19 protein-coding genes, 1 tRNA gene and 1 riboswitch are annotated in these 20,349 nt (G+C 65.5%); of the genes, 11 read left to right on the top strand and 9 right to left on the bottom strand.

From position 1 onward, the window contains the following. Positions 1–57: 57 nt before the first annotated feature. Positions 58–540 carry a transcriptional regulator NrdR gene (gene nrdR, locus LDZ27_RS03055; RefSeq protein ID WP_244815272.1) on the bottom strand — a complete coding sequence of 161 codons (483 nt, stop codon included), beginning with the start codon at positions 538–540 and terminating at the stop codon, positions 58–60. An 18-nt stretch (positions 541–558) separates the two neighbouring features. Then, positions 559–1,806: a serine hydroxymethyltransferase gene (gene glyA / locus LDZ27_RS03050; RefSeq protein ID WP_244815271.1), complete on the bottom strand. Its 1,248-nt coding sequence runs from the start codon at positions 1,804–1,806 to the stop codon at positions 559–561. Positions 1,807–1,975: 169 nt separating this feature from the next. Further along, positions 1,976–2,074, bottom strand: a riboswitch (ZMP/ZTP riboswitch). A gap of 257 nt (positions 2,075–2,331) precedes the next feature. On the opposite strand from glyA, the gene ydfG reads away from it, so the two are divergent. From ydfG to LDZ27_RS03005, 9 genes are all read left to right on the top strand, one after another. Then, positions 2,332–3,081, top strand: coding sequence for a bifunctional NADP-dependent 3-hydroxy acid dehydrogenase/3-hydroxypropionate dehydrogenase YdfG (gene ydfG / locus LDZ27_RS03045; protein WP_244815270.1), 750 nt, complete (start codon positions 2,332–2,334; stop codon positions 3,079–3,081). A 122-nt stretch (positions 3,082–3,203) separates the two neighbouring features. Beyond that, positions 3,204–3,695, top strand: coding sequence for a tol-pal system-associated acyl-CoA thioesterase (ybgC, locus tag LDZ27_RS03040; protein WP_244815269.1), 492 nt, complete (start codon positions 3,204–3,206; stop codon positions 3,693–3,695). A 132-nt stretch (positions 3,696–3,827) separates the two neighbouring features. Continuing rightward, a complete protein-coding gene (gene tolQ, locus LDZ27_RS03035) occupies positions 3,828–4,505 on the top strand; it encodes a protein TolQ (RefSeq protein ID WP_062632685.1) in 678 nt (225 codons plus the stop codon). Between the two features lie 12 nt (positions 4,506–4,517). Continuing rightward, positions 4,518–4,961, top strand: a complete 444-nt coding sequence (tolR, locus tag LDZ27_RS03030) for a protein TolR (protein WP_244815268.1) — start codon at positions 4,518–4,520, stop codon at positions 4,959–4,961. Beyond that, positions 4,958–6,073 carry a cell envelope integrity protein TolA gene (gene tolA / locus LDZ27_RS03025; RefSeq protein WP_244815267.1) on the top strand — a complete coding sequence of 372 codons (1,116 nt, stop codon included), beginning with the start codon at positions 4,958–4,960 and terminating at the stop codon, positions 6,071–6,073. The genes tolR and tolA overlap by 4 nt, the downstream gene beginning before the upstream one ends. 91 nt (positions 6,074–6,164) lie before the next feature. After that, the gene (gene tolB / locus LDZ27_RS03020; RefSeq protein WP_244815266.1) at positions 6,165–7,457 is read left to right on the top strand and encodes a Tol-Pal system beta propeller repeat protein TolB; all 1,293 of its coding nucleotides are present in this window, start codon (positions 6,165–6,167) and stop codon (positions 7,455–7,457) included. A gap of 55 nt (positions 7,458–7,512) precedes the next feature. Further along, on the top strand, positions 7,513–8,019 hold the full coding sequence (gene pal, locus LDZ27_RS03015; protein ID WP_244815265.1) for a peptidoglycan-associated lipoprotein Pal: 507 nt from the start codon (positions 7,513–7,515) through the stop codon (positions 8,017–8,019). Between the two features lie 33 nt (positions 8,020–8,052). Further along, positions 8,053–8,802 (top strand): tol-pal system protein YbgF, encoded by a 750-nt coding sequence (gene ybgF, locus LDZ27_RS03010; protein ID WP_244816019.1) that lies wholly within the window; start codon positions 8,053–8,055, stop codon positions 8,800–8,802. 117 nt (positions 8,803–8,919) lie between these two features. Next, a tRNA-Lys gene (locus LDZ27_RS03005) sits at positions 8,920–8,995 on the top strand. Between the two features lie 185 nt (positions 8,996–9,180). Here LDZ27_RS03005 and LDZ27_RS03000 read toward each other — a convergent pair. Genes LDZ27_RS03000 through LDZ27_RS02985 form a run of 4 tightly spaced genes read right to left on the bottom strand, consistent with a single transcriptional unit; the run spans position 9,181 to position 15,206 of the window. Beyond that, complete coding sequence (locus LDZ27_RS03000; RefSeq protein WP_244815264.1) at positions 9,181–11,043, bottom strand: acyl-CoA dehydrogenase; 1,863 nt, start codon at positions 11,041–11,043, stop codon at positions 9,181–9,183. A gap of 13 nt (positions 11,044–11,056) precedes the next feature. Continuing rightward, complete coding sequence (locus LDZ27_RS02995) at positions 11,057–12,235, bottom strand: acetyl-CoA C-acyltransferase (protein WP_244815263.1); 1,179 nt, start codon at positions 12,233–12,235, stop codon at positions 11,057–11,059. Positions 12,236–12,264: 29 nt separating this feature from the next. Beyond that, positions 12,265–14,346 (bottom strand): 3-hydroxyacyl-CoA dehydrogenase NAD-binding domain-containing protein, encoded by a 2,082-nt coding sequence (locus LDZ27_RS02990; RefSeq protein ID WP_244815262.1) that lies wholly within the window; start codon positions 14,344–14,346, stop codon positions 12,265–12,267. 38 nt (positions 14,347–14,384) lie between these two features. Beyond that, complete coding sequence (locus LDZ27_RS02985; RefSeq protein ID WP_370653353.1) at positions 14,385–15,206, bottom strand: SDR family NAD(P)-dependent oxidoreductase; 822 nt, start codon at positions 15,204–15,206, stop codon at positions 14,385–14,387. 166 nt (positions 15,207–15,372) lie between these two features. On the opposite strand from LDZ27_RS02985, the gene LDZ27_RS02980 reads away from it, so the two are divergent. After that, positions 15,373–16,539, top strand: a complete 1,167-nt coding sequence (locus tag LDZ27_RS02980; protein WP_244815261.1) for a CaiB/BaiF CoA-transferase family protein — start codon at positions 15,373–15,375, stop codon at positions 16,537–16,539. Beyond that, positions 16,536–17,681 (top strand): acyl-CoA dehydrogenase family protein, encoded by a 1,146-nt coding sequence (locus LDZ27_RS02975; protein ID WP_244815260.1) that lies wholly within the window; start codon positions 16,536–16,538, stop codon positions 17,679–17,681. The genes LDZ27_RS02980 and LDZ27_RS02975 overlap by 4 nt, the downstream gene beginning before the upstream one ends. A gap of 121 nt (positions 17,682–17,802) precedes the next feature. Here LDZ27_RS02975 and LDZ27_RS02970 read toward each other — a convergent pair whose 3' ends face one another. From LDZ27_RS02970 to LDZ27_RS02960, 3 genes are read right to left on the bottom strand one after another with little or no spacing between them, the layout of a single operon-like run. Beyond that, a complete protein-coding gene (locus tag LDZ27_RS02970; protein WP_244815259.1) occupies positions 17,803–18,702 on the bottom strand; it encodes an SDR family NAD(P)-dependent oxidoreductase in 900 nt (299 codons plus the stop codon). 36 nt (positions 18,703–18,738) lie between these two features. Continuing rightward, positions 18,739–19,194, bottom strand: a complete 456-nt coding sequence (locus tag LDZ27_RS02965) for a MaoC family dehydratase (protein WP_244815258.1) — start codon at positions 19,192–19,194, stop codon at positions 18,739–18,741. Further along, positions 19,191–20,345 (bottom strand): acyl-CoA dehydrogenase family protein, encoded by a 1,155-nt coding sequence (locus tag LDZ27_RS02960; RefSeq protein WP_244815257.1) that lies wholly within the window; start codon positions 20,343–20,345, stop codon positions 19,191–19,193. Before LDZ27_RS02960 ends, LDZ27_RS02965 begins: the two co-directional genes overlap by 4 nt. Positions 20,346–20,349: the final 4 nt, after the last annotated feature.

Genomic DNA, 20,349 nt, shown 5'->3' with positions numbered 1-20,349 from the left:
CGGCAGACTATGCGCGGGAATGCAGAAAAGGACTGCGGAGGAAGGATGCGAAAGGAATCAGCGTTTGCGCGACGCCGACTTTTTGGGCGCGGCGCGGCGGAATTCGTCGAGCACGTCTTCGAACTCGGAGACGTCTTCGAAGCGTTTGTAGACCGAAGCGAAACGCACGTAGGCGATGGTGTCGAGCTGGCGCAACTCGTTCATCACGAGTTCGCCGAGACGCTCGCTGCGCACTTCGCGCTCGCCGCTGCCGAGCAATTGATATTCGATGCGCGCGACGGCTGCGTCGATGGCGTCGGCCGCGACCGGACGCTTGCGCAGCGCGAGCTTCATGCTCGCGACGATCTTGCGGCGATCGAACTCGGTGCGGCTGCCGTCTTTCTTCACGACCGACGGCAGCGCGAGTTCGACGCGTTCATACGTGGTGAAACGCTTGTCGCACGCGGGACAGCGCCTGCGCCGCCGAATGGCCGCGCCGTCCTCCGACACGCGGGAATCGACAACCTGGGTGTCTTCGTGTCGGCAGAACGGGCAGTGCATTGGCGTGTGACTCGAAGGTTAACGGTAGACCGGGAAACGCTTGGTGAGATCGGCCACTTGCGCGCGCACGCGCTCGAGGTTCGCCTGGTCTTCCGGATTGTCGAGCACGTCCGCGATCAGGTTGCCGACGATCTCCGCTTCCTTCACGCCGAAGCCGCGCGTGGTCATGGCGGGCGAGCCGAGACGCACGCCGCTCGTGACGAACGGCTTTTCCGGATCGTTCGGAATCGCGTTCTTGTTCACCGTGATGTGCGCGGCGCCGAGCGCGGCTTCCGCAGCCTTGCCGGTGATCTTCTTCGCGCGCAGGTCGACGAGCATCACATGGCTTTCCGTGCGGCCCGACACGATGCGCAAACCGCGCTTGACGAGCGTTTCCGCCAGCACGCGCGCGTTCTCGACGACAGCCTGCTGATACGTCTTGAATTCCGGCGACAGCGCTTCCTTGAACGCGACGGCCTTCGCCGCAATCACGTGCATCAGCGGGCCGCCCTGAATGCCGGGGAAAATGGCCGAGTTGATCTGCTTCTCGAACTCCGCCTTCATCAGGATGACGCCGCCGCGCGGCCCGCGCAGGCTCTTGTGCGTGGTCGTGGTGACGAAATCCGCATGCGGCACGGGGTTCGGATACACGCCCGCCGCGACGAGACCGGCGTAGTGCGCCATGTCGACCATGAAGTACGCGCCGACGCTCTTCGCGATCTGCGACAGACGCTCGAAGTCGATGCGCAGCGCAAACGCCGACGCACCCGCGACGATCAGCTTCGGCTTGTGTTCCTTCGCAAGCGCTTCGGTCTTTTCGTAGTCGATGTCTTCCGCTTCGTTCAGGCCGTAGCTCACCACGTTGAACCACTTGCCCGACATGTTCACGGGCGAGCCGTGCGTCAGGTGGCCGCCTTCGGCGAGGCTCATGCCCATGATGGTGTCGCCCGGCTTCAGCACGGCGAAGAACACGCCCTGATTCGCCTGCGAGCCGGAGTTCGGCTGCACGTTGGCGGCTTCGGCGCCGAAGAGCTGCTTCACGCGGTCGATGGCGAGCTGCTCGACGATATCCACGTACTCGCAGCCGCCGTAGTAGCGCTTGCCGGGATAGCCTTCCGCGTACTTGTTCGTGAGTTGGGAACCTTGCGCCGCCATCACCGCGGGCGACGTGTAGTTTTCCGAGGCGATCAGCTCGATGTGCTCTTCCTGCCGGCCGTTTTCCTGCTCGATGGCCTTGAGCAATTCGGGATCGACGTTGGCAAGGGTACTTTGGGCTCTGTCGAACATACGTTTTCCGTGAGATCAAAACAGGTTGACTGGATCGCGCGTGCAGATGCGTGCTTCACGCAGGCGCGCAAGACGCTTGACAGCGACTGGGCCATGACGCGACGGATGGGGGAAGACTCCGGTTTCGCGGAACGGACAGCCACCGGCAACGCAGCGACGGCGCGCGGATCTCAGCTGCCCAGGCGAACGGCAAAGCGACGCTCCGCGCTTCCTAGTGGGTCGTTCCACCTTGAATCCGAAGATTCTATCGCCAGTCACGCGGGGTTTGAGCGTTGTAGTTTAATGGGCGGCCGGGCTTTAGGCAACCGAGCTGCGGGCGGTTTCGGGGGCGGTTTCTTGGGCCATTTCGCGGGCCGATTCCCCCGCGATTTCGCCACCCTGCGGCAAGCGCCGCAAGCACGACCGTTCGCGCCCGCGCTTACTTGCCGCGCCGCATCAATGGAAGTACCCTTTGCGCCGTTGCCGGACGCGCATGCCAGCGCCGCCCGGTTCCGCATATCGGCCCAATCGACCCGGAGTTGGAACATGATCGTCTTCGTCACCGGCGCGTCCGCCGGCTTCGGCGCTGCCATCGCGCGCTCTTTCGTCAAGGGCGGGCATCGCGTCATCGCGACGGCGCGCCGCAAGGATCGGCTCGTTGCGCTCTCGAACGAACTCGGCGACGCGCTGTTGCCCATCGAGCTCGACGTGCGCGACGACAACGCCGTGAGGAACGCCATCGCTTCGCTGCCCGCCGCGTTCTCGCAGATCGACGTGCTCGTCAACAACGCGGGCCTCGCGCTCGGTCTCGAGCCTGCGCAGCGCGCGAACCTCGACGACTGGAAGAACATGATCGACACGAATTGCGCGGGCCTCGTCGCGGTCACGCATGCGATCCTGCCGGGCATGGTCGAGCGCAATCGCGGACATGTGTTCAATCTCGGGTCGGTGGCGGGCAGCTATCCGTATCCCGGCGGCAACGTCTACGGCGCGACCAAGGCATTCGTGCGGCAGTTCAGCCTGAACCTGCGCGCGGACCTCGCCGGCACCGCGCTGCGCGTGACCGACATCGAACCGGGGCTGTGCGGCGGAACCGAATTCTCCAACGTGCGCTTCAAGGGCGACGACGACAAGGCGGCTGGCGTCTACAAGGACGTGCAGCCGCTCACACCCGAGGACATCGCGGACGCGATCTACTGGATCGCCACGCGGCCCGCGCACGTCAACATCAACGCCATCGAACTGATGCCGGTTGCGCAGACGTTCGGACCGTTGCAAATTCACCGCGGCTCTTAATCAACTGCCTGAGGATTTGGCGAGCGTGCAACGGGTTCCGGTAAAATGCCGCGGATGAATATTTGTCAAAAAGCGAGCCGAAGCGGGCTGATCGTGTCCGGCGCAGGCGGGACGGCGCGAAGGTGAGCAATCCCCTGCTTTTCGAATGGCCGGTTCGCGTGTATTACGAGGACACCGACGCAGGCGGCATCGTGTTCTACGCGAACTACCTGAAGTTCTTCGAGCGGGCGCGCACGGAATGGCTGCGCGCGTGCGGCATCGACCAGCAGCGGCTCGCGCAGTCGGACGGCATCGTGTTCGTGGTGAAAAAGACATCGGTCGACTATTCGGCGCCCGCGCGCCTCGACGACGTCATTCAGGTCAAGAGCCGTATCGAGCGGCTTGGCCGCGCGTCGGTGGACTTTCACCAGGAAGCATGGCGCGACGGCGTGCTGCTCGCGAGCGGCGATATCCGCGTGGCATCCGTCGAGCGCGCCTCGATCCGTCCCGTGGGCATTCCGCAGCCGGTTCTCGACGGACTCAGACGCGGCCCAGAACGCAGCCCCCGTGCAACGCATGCGAATCAGTCCGCCGATGAACCCTTTGCGCCTCATGGCGGACCAAGCCGTGAATAGCGAAACGACAACCGATAAAAGCCGGCCGTGGCGCGGCTTTCGTTTTATTCACACTCCAATCACGAAAGCCTGACGCGCTCCTGACCGGAGGCCCATTTTTCCGGGACTTTCCGGGCGTAACAGCAGACCTTTATGAACAACACACAAGACCTGTCGATCGTATCTCTCGTCATTCACGCGAGCCTGCTCGCGCAGGCCGTGATGGCGCTGCTCCTGATTCTGTCGCTTCTGTCCTGGACTTTCATTTTCCGCAAGTGGTTCGCCATTCGCCGCGCGCGCGCGCAGACCGAGCGCTTCGAACGGGACTTCTGGTCGGGCGGCGACCTTCAGGCGCTCTATCAGAGCGCGGCGAACAACCGCCACACCATCGGCGCGCTGGAGCGTATCTTCGAATCCGGCATGCGCGAATTCCTGAAAGGCAAGGAGCGCCGTATCACCGATCCGGGCGCGATTCTGGATGGCTCGCGCCGCGCAATGCGCGCCGCGTTTCAGCGTGAAATGGACGTCCTCGAAGCGAATCTCGCGTTTCTCGCGTCGGTCGGCTCGGTGAGTCCGTATATCGGTCTTTTCGGCACCGTGTGGGGCATCATGAATTCGTTCCGCGGTCTCGCCAACGTGCAGCAGGCAACGCTCGCGAACGTCGCGCCGGGCATCGCGGAAGCCCTCGTCGCGACGGCGATCGGCCTCTTCGCCGCCATTCCCGCCGTGGTCGCGTACAACCGCTACGCGCATGACATCGACCGTCTGGCGATCCGCTTCGAGACCTTTATCGAAGAGTTCTCGAACATCTTGCAGCGTCAGGCGCACTAACAGGAGTTCGCGATGGCAGGCCCGATTCGTTCCAGCATGCGCGGCAGCTCGCGCCGCGCGATGGCCGACATCAACGTCGTGCCGTATATCGACGTGATGCTCGTGCTGCTCGTCATCTTCATGGTGACGGCGCCGCTCGTGTCCCCGTCCATCATCAATCTGCCGACCGTCGGCAACGCGCAGCCGCAGGAGCAGCAGCCGCCGCTCGTCATCAACATCAAGGCGGACGGCAGCATGAACGTGCGCTACAAGGAAGAAGGCGGCGCGACGCAAGAGCAGCGCATGACCAAGGACGACCTCAACGCGTTCGTGCTCAACCGGCAGGAATCGCATCCGGATCAGCCCGTCGTCATTGCGGCTGACAAGACGGTGAAGTACGAAGTCGTCATGAACGTGATGTCCGATATGAAGGCGCGCGGCGTGAAGCGCGTGGGATTGCTCGTCAAATCGCAATGATCGATCGTCACACCGCCCAGCCCCGAGAGGCGCGCGTGCACATCGCGCGGCCCGTGCGCCCGCCGCGCGAGCGCGGCACGGGCAAGGCGTTCGCGCTCGCGGCGGTCATGCATCTGCTGCTCGGCTGGCTGCTCTATCACGGCATCAACTGGCAGAACAACACGCCGGCCGGCGCGGAAGCCGAAATCTGGACCGACATTCCCGACATGTCCGCGCCGACGCCGCGCCCCGCCCCGCCGCCGCCCGCGCCGGTGAAAGCGCAACCCGCGCCGCCGCCCGCGAAGGACGAAGAAGCCGACATCGCGTTGCAGGAGAAAAAACGCAAGCAGCAGGAAGCCGCCGCGCGCGAAGCGCAGCTTGCCGAACAGCGCCGTCAGCAGGAGGCACGCGAGGAAGCCGAAGCGAAGCGTCAGCAGCAACTGGCCGCGCAGGCCGCCGCCGCTGCCGTCACGCAAAAGGCGATGCAGGAGAAGCAGAAGCAAATCGAGAAGCAGCGCCAGGCCGAGTTGCAGAAGCAACAACAGCAGCAGCAGCAAGCCAAGGCGCAGCAGGAAAAGGAACGCCAGCAGCAGGCCGATGCGCAGAAGGCCGAACAGCTTCAGGAACAGAAGGAAGCCAAGGCGAAGGCCGATGCGCAGGCGAAGGCGAAAGCCGAGGCCGAGGCAAAAGCGAAGGCTGCGGCGCAGGCGAAGGCGAAGGCCGACGCCGAAGCGAAAGCCAAGGTCGACGCCGAGCGCAAGGCGCGTCTCGCGGCCCTGCAAGGTCAGTTGGGCGGCGGTACGAGTTCGAGCGGCGAAGGGCTCGCCAAGAGCGGCACGGGCCGCGGTGCGGGCGGCAACGCGACGTCGCCGGGTTATGCCGAGAAGGTGCAGCGGCGCGTGCGGCCGAACATCGTGTGGGCAGGCGAAACCGCTGGCCTCGAAACGGTCGTGTCGGTGCGCTGCTCGTCGTCGGGCACGCTGCTTTCGGCCAGCATCAGCCGTTCGAGCGGCAATGAGCAGTGGGATCAGGCCGCGCTACGGGCGGTGCAGCGTTCGGACCCGATGCCCGTCGACACCGACGGCAAGGCGCCCGATCACTTCACCATCACGCTGCGCCCGGCGGGCGGCTGACGCTGCCGTCACGCGGGAACGAATTGTGCAAACGGGGGTCTGCTCTGCATTCCCCAGACACTTGAAACGCTTTTTTCGGAACCTATACAGCATGAGTTTGATGACGAAGCTTGGCCTGAGAACGCTGGTCGCATCCTGCCTGATCGCAGCCGGCACCGCCGCACACGCCCAGTTGAACGTGCTCGTCACCGGCGTCGGTTCTACGCAGTTCCCCATCGCGACGGCCAATTTCGCGAACGAGGCGAACTCGCCGCAGCAAGTGAGCGCGATCATTCGTCAGGATCTGCAGAGAAGCGGCAAGTTCACGAACATCGACGCGGGCGGCACGCCGGTTTCGGAAACCGACTCCGTGGATCTCGGCGCGTGGAAGGCGAAAGGCGCCGACGCGTTCGTGTCGGGCAGCGTCACGCGCCTGTCGAACGGTCAGTACGAAGTGCGCTTCCGTCTCTATGACACGGTGAAGCAGCAGAATCTCGGCGGTCTTTCGCTCGTGAGCGCGGAAAGCGGCTTGCGCATGAGCGCGCACAAGATCGCGGATTACATCTACGCGAAGCTGCTCGGCGGCCGCGGCGTGTTCGCGACGCGCCTGTCCTACGTCATCCAGACGGGCGGGCGCTACCAGTTGCAGATTTCCGACTCCGACGGTCAGGACGCGAAGATCGCCCTCTCCAGCCCGGAACCGATCATTTCCCCGGCGTGGTCGCCGGACGGCACGAAGGTCGCCTACGTGTCCTTCGAGAAGAAGAAGCCGGTGGTCTACATTCACGACCTGCCGACGGGCCGGCGCGTGGTCGTCTCCAACCAGAAAGGCAACAACAGTGCGCCGGCGTGGTCGCCTGACGGCCGCAAGCTCGCGGTCGCGCTCTCGCGCACCGGCAATACGCAGATTTTCGAAGTCAACGCGGACGGTACCGGCCTGCGCCGTCTGACGCAAGGCAGTTCCATCGATACCGAGCCGTCGTTCTCGCCCGATGGCAACTCCATCTATTTCACGAGCGATCGCGGCGGCCAACCGCAGATCTACAAGATGCCGGCGTCGGGGGAAAGCGCCGGCGCGGCCCAGCGGGTCACGTTCACGGGCAGCTACAACACGAGCCCGCGCGTGAGTCCGGACGGCAAGCAACTCGCGTACATTTCGCGCACTGGCGGCGGCTTCAAGCTGTATTTGCAGGACCTTTCGTCCGGCACGGCTACGGGGCTGACCGACACGACGCATGACGAATCGCCGAGCTTCGCGGCGAATGGTCAGTACATCCTCTACGCCACCCAAGTGAACGGACGTGGCGTGTTGGCAGCCGTGTCGACCGATGGTCGCACGCGGCAAGTCTTGTCAGTTCAGGGCGGTGCGGTGCGCGAGCCGTCCTGGGGTCCGTTCATGCAATAAGTCCAGCAATAACGTTTCACAGACAACGTTCAGCTACAACACAAGGAGAGGTACCATGATGTCGAAACTTCGTATCGGCCTGGCAGTTGCGATGGTCGGCGCATTGGCGGCGTGTCACTCGGGCGTGAAGCTCGACGAAGGCGCGAACAAGGGTGCGGTGGGCACGCAGCCCAACCCGACGGACGTGAAGCAGGTCAATATCGACCCGCTGAACGACCCGAACAGCCCGCTCGCGAAGCGCAGCATCTATTTCGACTTCGACAGCTATGCCGTGAAGGACGACTATCAGCCGCTGCTGCAGCAGCACTCGTCGTATCTGAAGGGCCATCCGGAGCGTCACGTCCTGATTCAGGGCAACACGGACGAGCGCGGCACGAGCGAGTACAACCTCGCGCTCGGCCAGAAGCGTGCGGAAGCGGTGCGCCGCGCGATGTCGCTGATGGGCGTTGCGGATTCGCAGATGGAAGCCGTGAGCCTCGGCAAGGAAAAGCCGATGGCGACGGGTCACGACGAATCGTCGTATGCGCAGAACCGCCGCGCCGATCTCGTCTACCAACAGTAATAGTCACGTAACCAGTCACGGGTGAGTCGCCCTATGTCGTATCGCTTCTCCTTGCTGCGGCTCGCCGCAGCCGCATGCTTCGCCGGCTCGACGATGCTTTGCGTGCCCGCGCACGCCGGCGTCTTCGACGACAACGAAGCGCGCAAGGCCGTGCTCGATCTGCGCACGAAAACGGATGGCCTCGCCAGCCAGTTGTCGGCTGCGCAGCGCACGATCCTCGATCAGTCGAATCGTATCGACCAGCTGAATCAGCAGGTCGCCACGCTTCGCGGCCAGAACGAGGATCTGGCGAACCAGGTCGCGACGCTGCAAAAGCAGCAGAAGGACTATTACGCCGATCTCGACACGCGCCTGAAGAAATTCGAGCCGCAGCAAGAGACGATCGACGGCGTAACCGGTTCGGTGCAGCCCGGCGAGACCGAAGCGTTCAACGCAGCGTCGACTCAGTTCCGTAACGGCGACTACAAGAACGCCGCAGCGTCGTTCAAGGCGTTCGTGGCGAAGTATCCGCAAAGCCCGTATCAGCCGACCGCGCAGTATTGGCTCGGCAATGCGCTGTACGCGCAGCGCGACTACAAGGGCTCGACCGCCATCTGGCAAAACCTGGTGAAGACCTACCCGACGCATCCGCGAGCGCCCGAAGCGTTGCTCGCAATCGCGAACAACCAGATCGAGCAAGGCCAGAAGGCGGCTGCAAAGCAGACGCTGCAGCAGATCATCTCGCAGTATTCGGGCACCGAAGTCGCGCAGAGCGCGCAAAGCAAGATGTCGCAGGTGAAGTAAGCGGCGCCTGTCGTGGAAATGCCGGCGGGCCTGCCTGCCGCAGGCATCTTCTCTGCGATGTGACGGTTACATTGGTTGACAGCATCAGAAGTCGCCGCTTATAATTTCGCCTCTTTCGGGTCGTTAGCTCAGCTGGTAGAGCAGCGGACTTTTAATCCGTTGGTCGCAGGTTCGAATCCCGCACGGCCTACCAAGAATCAAACAAAAAGCCCAGTCTTCGTGACTGGGCTTTTTGCTTTGCGGCTCGGCTTTCGCGTGAGCGTCCGCGCACCGCAATCCTTCGCACCGCTATGCGAAATTCGCGAACGATACGCGGCGCGGCGCCAGTTGCGCTCTTTTGGCTTCTGAAGCGTTGATGCTATCGAGCGCCCCGCTCCTTCAAAACCACGCGTCCTGCACATCCAGCGTCGTGCGATCGAACGACGCCAGCAAATCGAGTTGCGGACCGACTCGCGGCAACTCCCATCGAAAGAAATACGCCGCCGCCGCCAACTTGCCGCGATAGAAAGCCGCGTCCTCGTCGCTGCGTGCGCGCGCGAGCCCCGAGTCTGCCGCGAGCGCCTGCTCGAGCCACATCCACGCCATCACCACATGGCCGAACGCTTCGAGATAGACGGATGAATTCGCGAGCGTCACTGTCGCATCGTCCGCCGTCCACAGCATGCGCGTGACGTGCAGCAGGCGCGTGACCGCGTCGTCGAGCAACGAGGCATGCGCTGCGAGCGCCGTCACCCGCGTGGCCGACGCGCGCGCCGCGCTTGCGTGCATCCGGTCGACGAGCAGCCGAAGCGCCGCGCCGCCCTGCATCGTCACCTTGCGCCCGAGCAGGTCCAGCCCCTGAATGCCGTGCGTGCCTTCGTGGATCGGGTTCAACCGGTTGTCGCGATAAAACTGTTCGACGTTGTACTCGCGCGTGTAGCCGTAACCGCCGTGCACCTGAATCGCGAGATCGTTCGCTTTGAGACACCATTGCGACGGCCAACTCTTCGCGATCGGCGTCAGGATGTCCAGCAGCAGCGTGAGACGTTCGTGTTGCGCAATGTCGTCGGCGACGCGGGCGGCGCGCGCTTCATCGACGAGTTTCGCGCAGTACAGCGTCAGCGCGAGACCGCCCTCCACATAGCTCTTCTGCGCGAGCAGCATGCGGCGCACGTCGGCATGCTCGACCAGCTTCACCTGCGGGCTTGCCGGATTCTTGCCGCCCGCGCCCGCCGTGCGTCCCTGCGGGCGGTTGCGCGCGTAGTCGAGCGCATGCAGATAGCCGGTGTAGCCGAGCGCCGCCGCGCCCAGCCCCACGCCGATGCGCGCCTCGTTCATCATGTGGAACATGCACGCGAGGCCCGCGCCCGCCTCGCCGACGAGATAGCCTATCGCGCCCGCCTCGCCGCGCGGACGGTGCTGCATGCCTTCGCCGAAGTTGAGCAGACAGTTGGTCGTGCCGCGATAGCCCATCTTGTGATTGAGGCCCGCGAGCACGACGTCGTTGTGTTCGCCGGGCGCGCCATTTTCATCGACGAGAAACTTGGGTACGATGAAAAGCGAAATGCCTTTGACGCCCGGCACGAGCTTGCCGTCCGGACCGGGAATCTTGGCGAGCACCAGATGCACGATGTTGTCGGATAGCTCATGCTCGCCGCCGGAAATCCACATCTTGTTGCCGCGCAGCCGATATTGCGCGCCGAACGCCGACTCGCCCTCGTACTCGGCGCGCGTCGTGATGTCCGACAGCGATGATCCCGCCTGCGGCTCCGACAGGCACATCGTCCCGAAGAAGCGCCCTTGCATTTGCGGCCGGACGAACGCGTCGATCTGCCTGCGCGAACCATAGGCGAGCAGGAGATTCGCATTGCCGATGGTGAGAAACGGATACGCCGCCGTGCCGATGTTCGCCGCGAGAAAGTACGCGAAGCCGGCTTTCTCGACGACCACCGGCAACTGCATGCCGCCGAGTTCGTCATCCTGCCCCGCCGCCATCAGCCCCGCCTCGCAGAACGCCGCGAGCGCCGCCTTCACTTCGGGAATGACGTGCACCGTCTTGCCGTCGAAATGCGGTTCGTGCTGATCGTTCTTCTTGTTGTGCGTCGCGAAGAGGTCGGTGGCGATCTTCTCGCAAGTATCGAGCGCGGCGTCGAAGGTCTCGCGCGAATGATCCGCGTAACGCGGAATCGCGGTCAGCGCCTCGACCTTCAGCCACTCGTACAGCATGAAGTTCAGGTCGCGGCGGGAAAGGATCAACGACATGTCAGCGTCCTCGTCAAAAGAGCTCGAACAGGCCGGCGGCGCCTTGTCCGCCGCCGATGCACATCGTCACCACTGCGTACTTCACGCCGCGGCGTTTGCCTTCGATGAGCGCGTGCCCGACGAGCCGCGCGCCCGACACGCCGAAGGGATGCCCCACCGCAATCGCGCCGCCGTCCACGTTGAGGCGCTCCATCGGGATGCCGAGCGTGTCGGCGCAATAGAGAACCTGCACGGCGAAGGCCTCATTCAGCTCCCACAGGCCGATGTCGTCAACGGTGAGGCCCGCTTTTTTCAGCAGCTTGGGCACGGCGAACACCGGACCGATGCCCATTTCATCGGGCTCGCAGCCCGTCACCGCAAAGCCCCGGAACGCGCCGAGCGGACGCAGCCCGCGCGCCTCGGCCACGCGCGCATCCATGACGACGCACGCCGATGCGCCATCGGAAAATTGCGACGCGTTGCCCGCCGAAATGACGCCGCCGGGAAACGCCGTGCGAATCTTCGCGACGCCTTCCAGCGTCGTGTCGGCGCGGATGCCTTCGTCCGACGCAATCGTCACTTCGCGCGTCACGATCTCGCCGCTCGCCTGATCGACGACGCCCGCCCTCACGGTCATCGGCACGATTTCATCGTCGAAACGGCCGGCCTCGCGCGCGGCGGCGGCGCGCTGCTGGCTGGCGACGCCGTATTCGTCCTGGCGCTCGCGCGAGATGCCGTAGCGCTTCGCGACCTGTTCGGCGGTCTGCAGCATGCTCCAGTAGATTTCGGGCTTGTGCTCGGCGAGCCACGGATCGTTCGCGAACTGCAGGTTCATCTGACGCTGCGTCCACGAGATGCTCTCGACGCCGCCCGCGAGGAAGATTTCGCCCTCGCCCGCGATCACGCGTTGCGCGGCCATCGCAATGCTCTGCAATCCGGACGAACAGAAGCGGTTGATGGTCGCGCCCGGCACCGTCACCGGACAGCCCGCGCGCAACGCGATCTGCCGGCCGATGTTGCCGCCCGTAGCGCCCTCCGGATTCGCGCAGCCGATCAGCACGTCCTCGACTTCGCCCGCCTCGATGCCGGCGCGCGCGATCGCGTGGCCGACCGCGTGGCCGCCGAGCGTCGCGCCGTGGGTCATGTTGAACGCGCCCTTCCAGCTCTTCGCCAGTGCGGTGCGCGCGGTAGATACGATCACTGCTTCGTTCATGTTGTCCCCGTTGGCTGAATGGATGCGCGTCAGTGGTTGAAGGTCTTGCCCGCGTCGGCGAGCTTTTGCAGCATCGGCGCAACGTGCCACGCGTGTCCCTGATAGCCCTTCGCGTAGCGGGAGATCGCCTGCACGACGTTGTAGAGGCCGACTTCGTCCGCGTAGTGCATCGGGCCGCCACGGAACTTCGGAAAGCCATAGCCGTTGAGATAGACCATGTCGATGTCCGACGCCTTCGACGCGATGCCTTCCGCGAGAATCATCGCGCCTTCGTTCACGAGCGCGAAGACGAGCCGCTCGACGATCTCTTCGTCGCTGATCGCGCGGCGCGTCACGCCGAGCGCCTTCGAGTGCCGCACGATCATCTCGTCGACGAGCGGGCTCGGATGCGCCTTGCGCTCGCCCGGCTTGTAGTCGTACCAGCCGGCTCCGACCTTCTGGCCGAAGCGCCCCATCTCGCACAAGAGGTCGCCCGTCTTCGAGTAGTTGAACTCGGGCTGCTCGACCGCGCGGCGCTTTCGGATGGCCCAGCTGATGTCGTTGCCCGCCATGTCGATCATGCGGAACGGACCCATCGCGAAGCCGAAGCGCTCGATCGCGCGATCGACTTGCTGCGGCAGCGCGCCCTCGTCGAGCAGAAAGCCCGCCTGACGGCTGTACTGCTCCACCATCCGGTTGCCGATGAACCCGTCGCACACGCCCGAGACTACCGCGACCTTGCCGATCTTCTTCGCGAGCCGCATCACGGTTGCGAGCACGTCGTTCGCGGTGCGCGCGCCACGCACGACTTCGAGCAGCCGCATGACGTTCGCGGGGCTGAAGAAGTGCGTGCCGACCACGTCTTGCGGACGCCGCGTGAACGATGCGATCGCGTTCACGTCGAGCGTCGAGGTATTCGAGGCGAGGATCGCGCCGGGCTTCATCACTTCGTCGAGACGCTGAAAGACGGCCTTTTTCACGGCCATGTCCTCGAACACGGCTTCGACGACGAGGTCGGCGTCGCGAATGTCGTCGTAGGAAAGCGTGGTTCGCAAGAGCGCCATGCGGGCGTCGAGTTGTGCTTGCGTGAGCTTGCCTTTCTTCGCCGAGTTCTCGTAGTTGCGGCGAATGGCGCTCACGCCGCGTTCGAGCGCGTCCGCTTTCGTCTCCAGCATCGTGACCGGCAATCCCGCATTCAGAAAGCACATGGCGATGCCGCCGCCCATCGTGCCCGCGCCGACCACCGCGACGCGCGCGATGTTGCGCACCGGCGTATCGGCGGGAACGTCGGGAATGCGGCTCGCCGCGCGCTCGCCGAGAAACGCGTGCCGCAGCGCGCGCGATTCGGGCGTGTTCATCAGGAAGAAAAAGCCGTCGCGCTCCGCGTCGATACCGGCGTCGAACGGCTTGAGCGATGCCGCGACCGCATCCACGCACGCGAGCGGCGCCGGATACGGTCCCGCGCTCGCCGCGACAGTGCTGCGCGCGAAACCTAGATACGCCTCGGCGTTCTCATGGCGCACGTCGATGTCGCGCAAACGCGGATGCGTCCCGCCGCTTTCGGCTGCGGCGCGCGCGAAGCTCACGGCGGCGGCGAGCGCGGCGCCCGCGACGATCTCGTCGAAAAGCCCCGCGCCCGCGAACTGCCCCGCGAGCCGGGTCTTGCCCGAGACGATCATGTTCAGAGCCGCTTCGAGGCCGATCGCGCGCGGCAGGCGCTGCGTGCCGCCCGCGCCGGGCAATAGACCGAGGTTCACTTCGGGCAGCGCGATCTTCGCGTCTCGCGTGGCGAGCCGATAGTGACAGCCGAGCGCGAGTTCCAGGCCGCCGCCCATCGCGACCGAGTGAATGGCGGCGACAACCGGTTTCGCCGATGCCTCGATCGCGCCGATCACCGTCGCGAGACTCGGCTCCGCGAACGCGGCGGGCGTGCCGAACTCGCGGATGTCCGCGCCGCCCGAAAACGCGTTGCCGGCGCCGGTGACGACGATCGCCTTCACGGAGGCGTCGTCGAGCGCGCGGTTCAGCGCATTCATGATGCCGATGCGGGTGGCGTGGCAGAGACCGTTGACGGGAGGATGGTCGAGCGTGATGACGGCCACGTCGTGCTCAAGGTGATACATCGCTGTCATGCTGAAGTCCTCTGAATTGGCTTTTCGTGAAGCAATGCCTAGCGCGTGCCGCAGTCGATGTCGACGGTGGTCGCGTTCATGTATGCGTTGCCGATGAGATCGAGCACGAGCTGCGCGAACTCGCTCGCGCGGCCCATGCGGCGCGGAAACAGCATCTTCTCGATGAGGCCGTCCGACACCTTCTGCGGCATTCCGGCCGACATGCCGGACTCGAAAAGCCCCGGCGCGATGGCGAGCACGCGAATGCCGTGTTCCGCGAGATCGCGCGCGACGGGAACCGTCATGCCGATCACGCCGGCCTTGCTCGCGCTGTACGCGGCCTGGCCCATCTGCCCGCCCTTCGCCGCGCCCGATGCCGTATTGATGATGACGCCGCGCTCGCCGGTGTCTTCGGGTTCGTTCCGCGTCATGGCGAGCGCGGCGTGACGGACCACGTTGAACGTGCCGGTGAGATTGACGGCCAGCACGCGGTTCCACAATTCGCCGGGAAAGAGCTGACCCTTGAATATCGTCTTGCACGGCCCGAGAATGCCGGCGCAATTCACCGCGATGTGCACGCCGCCGTGCCGCGCGACAACCTCGCGGACCGCATCGGCGACGCTCGCTTCGTCGGCGACATCCACGGCGATCGACGCGATGTCTCGACCGAGCGCTTCCTTGAGCTTGTCGCCGTCGAGATCGAACCCGACGACTTTCGCGCCGGCCGCCGCGAGCGCGTGGCACGTCGCGAGCCCGAGGCCGGAGGCGGCCCCCGTCACGATCGCAACCTTGTTCTCCAGTTTCATGCTTGTCTCCTCGTTGAGCGCGCCGATCTCGCCGATGTCCTCGTCCGCCTGCGGCCGGCTTTGCGGGCACGTCACCCAGAATATTCGCGATCCGGACGAACGCCGCCCCCTCGTAAACGGGGGGACGCCCGTTGGGCGGCCAGCGCGCCGGCGCGGGCACACGCGCCCCCTCTCGACGAGGGGGCGTGCGTGCGCGGGCCGCTCACTATCATGGCCCGCAGACAATCACAGGGAGACAGCCATGACAGCGACGACCGCTATCACGGCGAAAAGGCGCGGGCCGCTCGCGGGACTGCGCGTGCTGGAGATCGCCGGCATCGGGCCGGGGCCGTTCTGCGGCATGCTGCTCGCGGACCTCGGCGCGGATGTCGTCGTGGTCGATCGCGTCGAGGCCGCCGCCGACGCGCTCGATCTCGGCGATGCGCAGATTGCCAATCGCGGCAAGCGATCGATCGCCGTCGATCTCAAATCGCCCGAGGGCGTCGCGACCGTGCTCGGGCTCGTCGAGCGTTGCGACGCGCTCATCGAAGGCATGCGCCCCGGCGTGATGGAGCGGCTCGGCCTCGGCCCCGACGTATGCCTCGCGCGCAACCGGCGCCTCGTCTACGGACGCATGACCGGCTGGGGCCAGCACGGACCGCTCGCTCACGCAGCCGGGCACGATCTGAACTACGTCGCGCTCTCGGGCGCGCTCTGGTACGCGGGCGAGCCCGGCAGCGCGCCGGTCAGCCCGCCGAGTCTCGTCGGCGACGTGGGCGGCGGCGCGATGTATCTCGCCGTCGGCATTCTCGCGGGTGTCGTGCACGCGTGCGCCACCGGCGAGGGACAGGTGATCGACGCCGCCATCGTCGATGGAAGCGCGCACATGACGAGCCTGCTGCTCGCGTTGCAGGCGTCGCAGCAGATGGTGGCCGCGCGCGGCAAGAGCCTGCTCGACGGCCCGCACTGGTACCACACGTATCGCTGCGCGGACGGCGCGTATGTCTCGGTCGGCGCGCTCGAACCCAAGTTCTACCGGCTATTGCGCGAAAAGCTCGGCCTCGCCGACGATCCCGCCTTCGACCGCCCCTACGACCCGGAAAACTGGCCCGCGCTGCGCGAGCGTCTTGCGGGCATCTTCGCGACCCGCAGCCGCGACGAGTGGTGCCGCCTGCTCGAAGGCACCGATGTCTGTTTCGCCCCGGTGCTGACCCCGGACGAAGCGGCGTCACACCCGCACATGCGCGCGCGCGGCGTCTATTCGCGCGAACACGGCATCTTGCAGCCGACTGCCGCGCCGCGCTTTTCCGCAACGCCCGCACAGGCGCCCGGCGCGATTCCTCGCCGCGGCGAACACACGGAAGCGGTGCTGCGCGACTGGGCGCCCTGCCCCAACTCCATCACCGCAAACAAGGGACACGCACGATGACCGCTTCATCCGACTTTTTCCTGACCGAAGAGCAGCGTCTGATTCGCGACTCCGCGCGCCGCGTCACGAGCGAGATCGTCGCGCCGACGGCAGCCGCGCGCGACCGCGAATCGGCGTGGCCGCGCGACGAATTGAGGGCGCTCGCGGACCTCGGCTATCTCGGCATGCTCATTCCGGAGGAATACGGCGGCACCGGAGCCGGCGTGCTCGACTTCTGCCTCGCTCAACACGAGATCGCCGCCGCCGATGCCGGCCTCGCGACCATCAACCACGTCCACAATTTCACGGCGCTCACGATTGCGGAGAACGGCACCGAGGAGCAGAAACGCCGCTTTCTTCCCGCGATGGCGCGCGGCGAATCGATTGGCGCATTCCTGCTCACGGAACCGCAAGCCGGCTCGGACACCGCCGCCTTGCGCGCCACTGCGCACCGCGACGGCGACCACTACGTGCTCAACGGCGCGAAGCAGTTCATCTCGAACGGCAGCGAAGCGGGCGTGGGCGTCGTCTATGCGATGACCGACAAGCGCGCGGGCAAGCGCGGCGCGAGCACGTTCATCGTCGATCCGCGACAGCCCGGCTACGAGATCACGCGCATCGAGAGCAAGCTCGGCCAGCACACGGCGCACACCGCGCAGATCACGCTGGACAATTACCGCGTGCCGGCGGGGAACCTGCTCGGCGGCGAAGGCGACGGGTATCGCACCGTCATGGGCGGTTTGTCGGATGGGCGCATCGGCATTGCGTTCATCGCGGCGGGCGTGGCGCGCGCGGCGCTCGACGCCGCGATTCGCTACGCGAACGAGCGCGAAGCCTACGGCGCGCCCATCGCCAGGTTGCAAGGCGTGGCGTTCGATCTCGCGGACATGGCCGCCCAGGTCGATATCACGTACCAGTACTGCCTGCACGCCGCCCGTCTGCGCGATGCGGCCATTGACTGCGTGAAGGAAGCGTCCATCGCGAAGCTCCATGCAAGCGAGATGGCCGAAAAGGTCTGCTCGGACGCGCTGCAGATTCACGGCGGCTACGGCTATCTCACCGACTTCCCGGTCGAGCGCTATCTGCGCGACGTGCGAATCTGCAAGATCTACGAAGGGACGAGCCATATTCAGAAGCTCATCATCGCGCGCAGTCTCGGCTAGACCGCAGCTTTCAATCGCGGAAACGAAAAAGCGCGCCCGGTTCTGCCGGGCGCGCTCTTTTGGTCTCTGTCTCGCGCTATTGGGATCAGCGGGATCAGCAGGATCAGCAGGATCAGCCGGATCAGCCGCAGACCAGCTTCAGGAATGCGCCGACCTGATGGCCCGACTCCTCGTAAGCCTGCGCCGTGCTCCAGTTCGCGATCTCGCCGAAGTGCGCCGCCACGCCTTCGGGCGTCACGTCGGCTTCGGGCAGCAACACCGGCGCGGTTTCCACCACGGTCGCCGCAGCGAACGCGCCGCCGCCTGCCGCGATGATCGTCTTCGACGGCGCGTCGTCGCTCGCGAGGAACAGCACGGCCGGCGTGACGCGCTCCGGCTGAATGCGCGCGAGCATGGCCTCGGGAAGGATGTCGGCGGTCATGCGCGTCGCGGCGACGGGCGCGATCGTGTTGACCTTGATGTTGTTCTTCTTGCCTTCGGTCGTCAGCGCGTTCATCAGGCCGATCACCGCCATCTTCGCCGCGCCGTAGTTGGCCTGGCCGAAGTTGCCGTACATGCCCGACGACGAAGTCGTCATCACGATGCGCCCGTAACCCTGTTCGCGCATGATGTCCCACACGGCCTTCGAGCAGTTGATCGCGCCCATCAGGTGAACGTCGAGAACGGCTTCGATATCGGCCATTTCCAGCTTCGCGAAGCTCTTGTCGCGCAGTATGCCCGCGTTGTTCACGAGGATGTCCACGCGCCCGAACTCGGCCACGGCGCGGCGCACCATCGCCTGTACCTGGGCGAAGTCCGCGACGTTCGCACCATCGGCAATGGCCGCGCCGCCCGCCTTGCGAATTTCGTCGACCACGGCGAGGGCCGCGTCCGACGAACCGCCGCTGCCGTCGCGCGCGCCGCCGAAGTCATTGACGACCACTTTCGCGCCGCGTGCCGCGAACGCAAGCGCATGCGCGCGGCCAAGGCCCGCGCCCGCGCCGGTGACGATCGCGACTTTGCCATCGAAACGAATACTCATGCTTCACACTCCAGTTCAATTGTCGAGAAAGCAAACTCAGGGAAAGAGCCGGATGATCGATTCCGCGAGGCACGCGGGCTTGTCCGATCCTTCGCATTCCACGGTCATTTCCACTTTCAGCTGCGCGCCGCCCTTGCCGATGGCGTCCCACGCAAGCAGCCTGAAATGCGCCCGCACGCGCGTGCCGACCTTCACGGGCGCGATGAACCGCACCTTGTCGAGGCCGTAGTTGAGGCCGCTTTTCGTCTCGCGAATCTGAAAGGCCGTCGCGAGAAACGCGGGCATGAGGCTCAGCGTCAGGAAGCCATGCGCGATGGTGCCGCCGAACGGGCCGGCCTTCGCGCGCTCGACGTCGACGTGGATCCATTGATGGTCGCCCGTCGCGTCCGCGAACAGATTCACGCGCGACTGGTCGATCGTGAGCCAGTCGCTCGTGCCGATGCCTTCGCCCACGAGCGCTTCCAGTTCCGCGATTCTGTCGAAAGTTCTCATGCTGTCGTGTCTCCTTGCAGCAGGTCCTGTTGCAGTTGCGCGGCGCAGGCCGCATCGTGACGGTCGCTGCTGCCGAACAGGACGTCCGCGACGACCGCGCGCTTGTAGTAATGGCCGACCGCGTACTCCTCGGTCATGCCGATGCCGCCGTGAAGCTGAATCGCCTGCGCGCAGACGAACTTCGCCGCGCGGCCAATCAGCGATTTCGCCTGCGATACCGCGCGCTCGCGTGTGCGGGCGTCGTCGTTTTCGAGCGACGCGAAGAGCGCGTAAAGCATCGACCGGGCGATTTCCATTTCAGCCGCCATGTCCGCCATGCGATGCTGCAACGCCTGAAAGCTGCCGATCGGCACGCCGAACTGCTTGCGCATCTTCAGATAGTCGGCGGACAACTCGATGGCCTTCTCCATCCCGCCGACCAGTTCGGCGCACAGCGCGGCGGTGCCGTGCGCGAGTCCATGCCGCAGCGCGGGCAGTCCGTGGCCTTCCGCGCCGAGCACGGCGTCTTCGCGCACGAGAACGTTGTCGAGCACGATTTCCGCCGCCCGGCTTCCGTCGTGCAACGGCAGGTCGCGGCACGTCACGCCCGCGCTCGACGCGCCGACGAGAAAGAGCGTGAGCGGCTCGTCATCGCCCGTAAGCGCCGACACGATGAACGCGTTCGCGCCCGCCGCGCCGATGGCGAGCGTTTTCGTGCCGCGCAGCCGATAGCCGTCGGCGGTGCGCGTCGCGCGCGTTCCGACCGGCTCGGGAAAGCCGCGCGATTGCGCTTCGCTGTACGCGAGCGCGAGGCGCAGCGAGCCGTCGGCGAGTTGCGGCACGTAATGATCGAGCTGCGCGGGCGTCGCGGCCGCCACGAGCGTCTGCGCGCCCAGCACCGCGCAGCCGAGGAAAGGATCGAGCACGAGCGCACGGCCGAATGCCTGCGCGATCAGCGCCGTGTCGATCACCGAGCCGCCGAGTCCGCCAACCGCTTCGGGCAACGCGGCGGCGAGCCAGCCGTTGTCCGCGAAGGTCCGCCAGTGCTTCGGCTCGCAGGACGGACCGCTTTCGAGCTGCGCCGCGCGCGTTTCGAAGGCGCATTCCTTGTCGACGAAGCGGCGCACGCTGTCCTGCAGCAGTTGCTGCTCCGAATCCAGTTTGAAGTTCATGTCA

The sequence above is a fragment of the Caballeronia sp. Lep1P3 genome (assembly GCF_022879595.1).
Lineage (GTDB): Bacteria > Pseudomonadota > Gammaproteobacteria > Burkholderiales > Burkholderiaceae > Caballeronia.
Note: the sequence above shows the minus strand (reverse complement) of the source record. Positions and strands in the feature narration are given on the sequence as shown.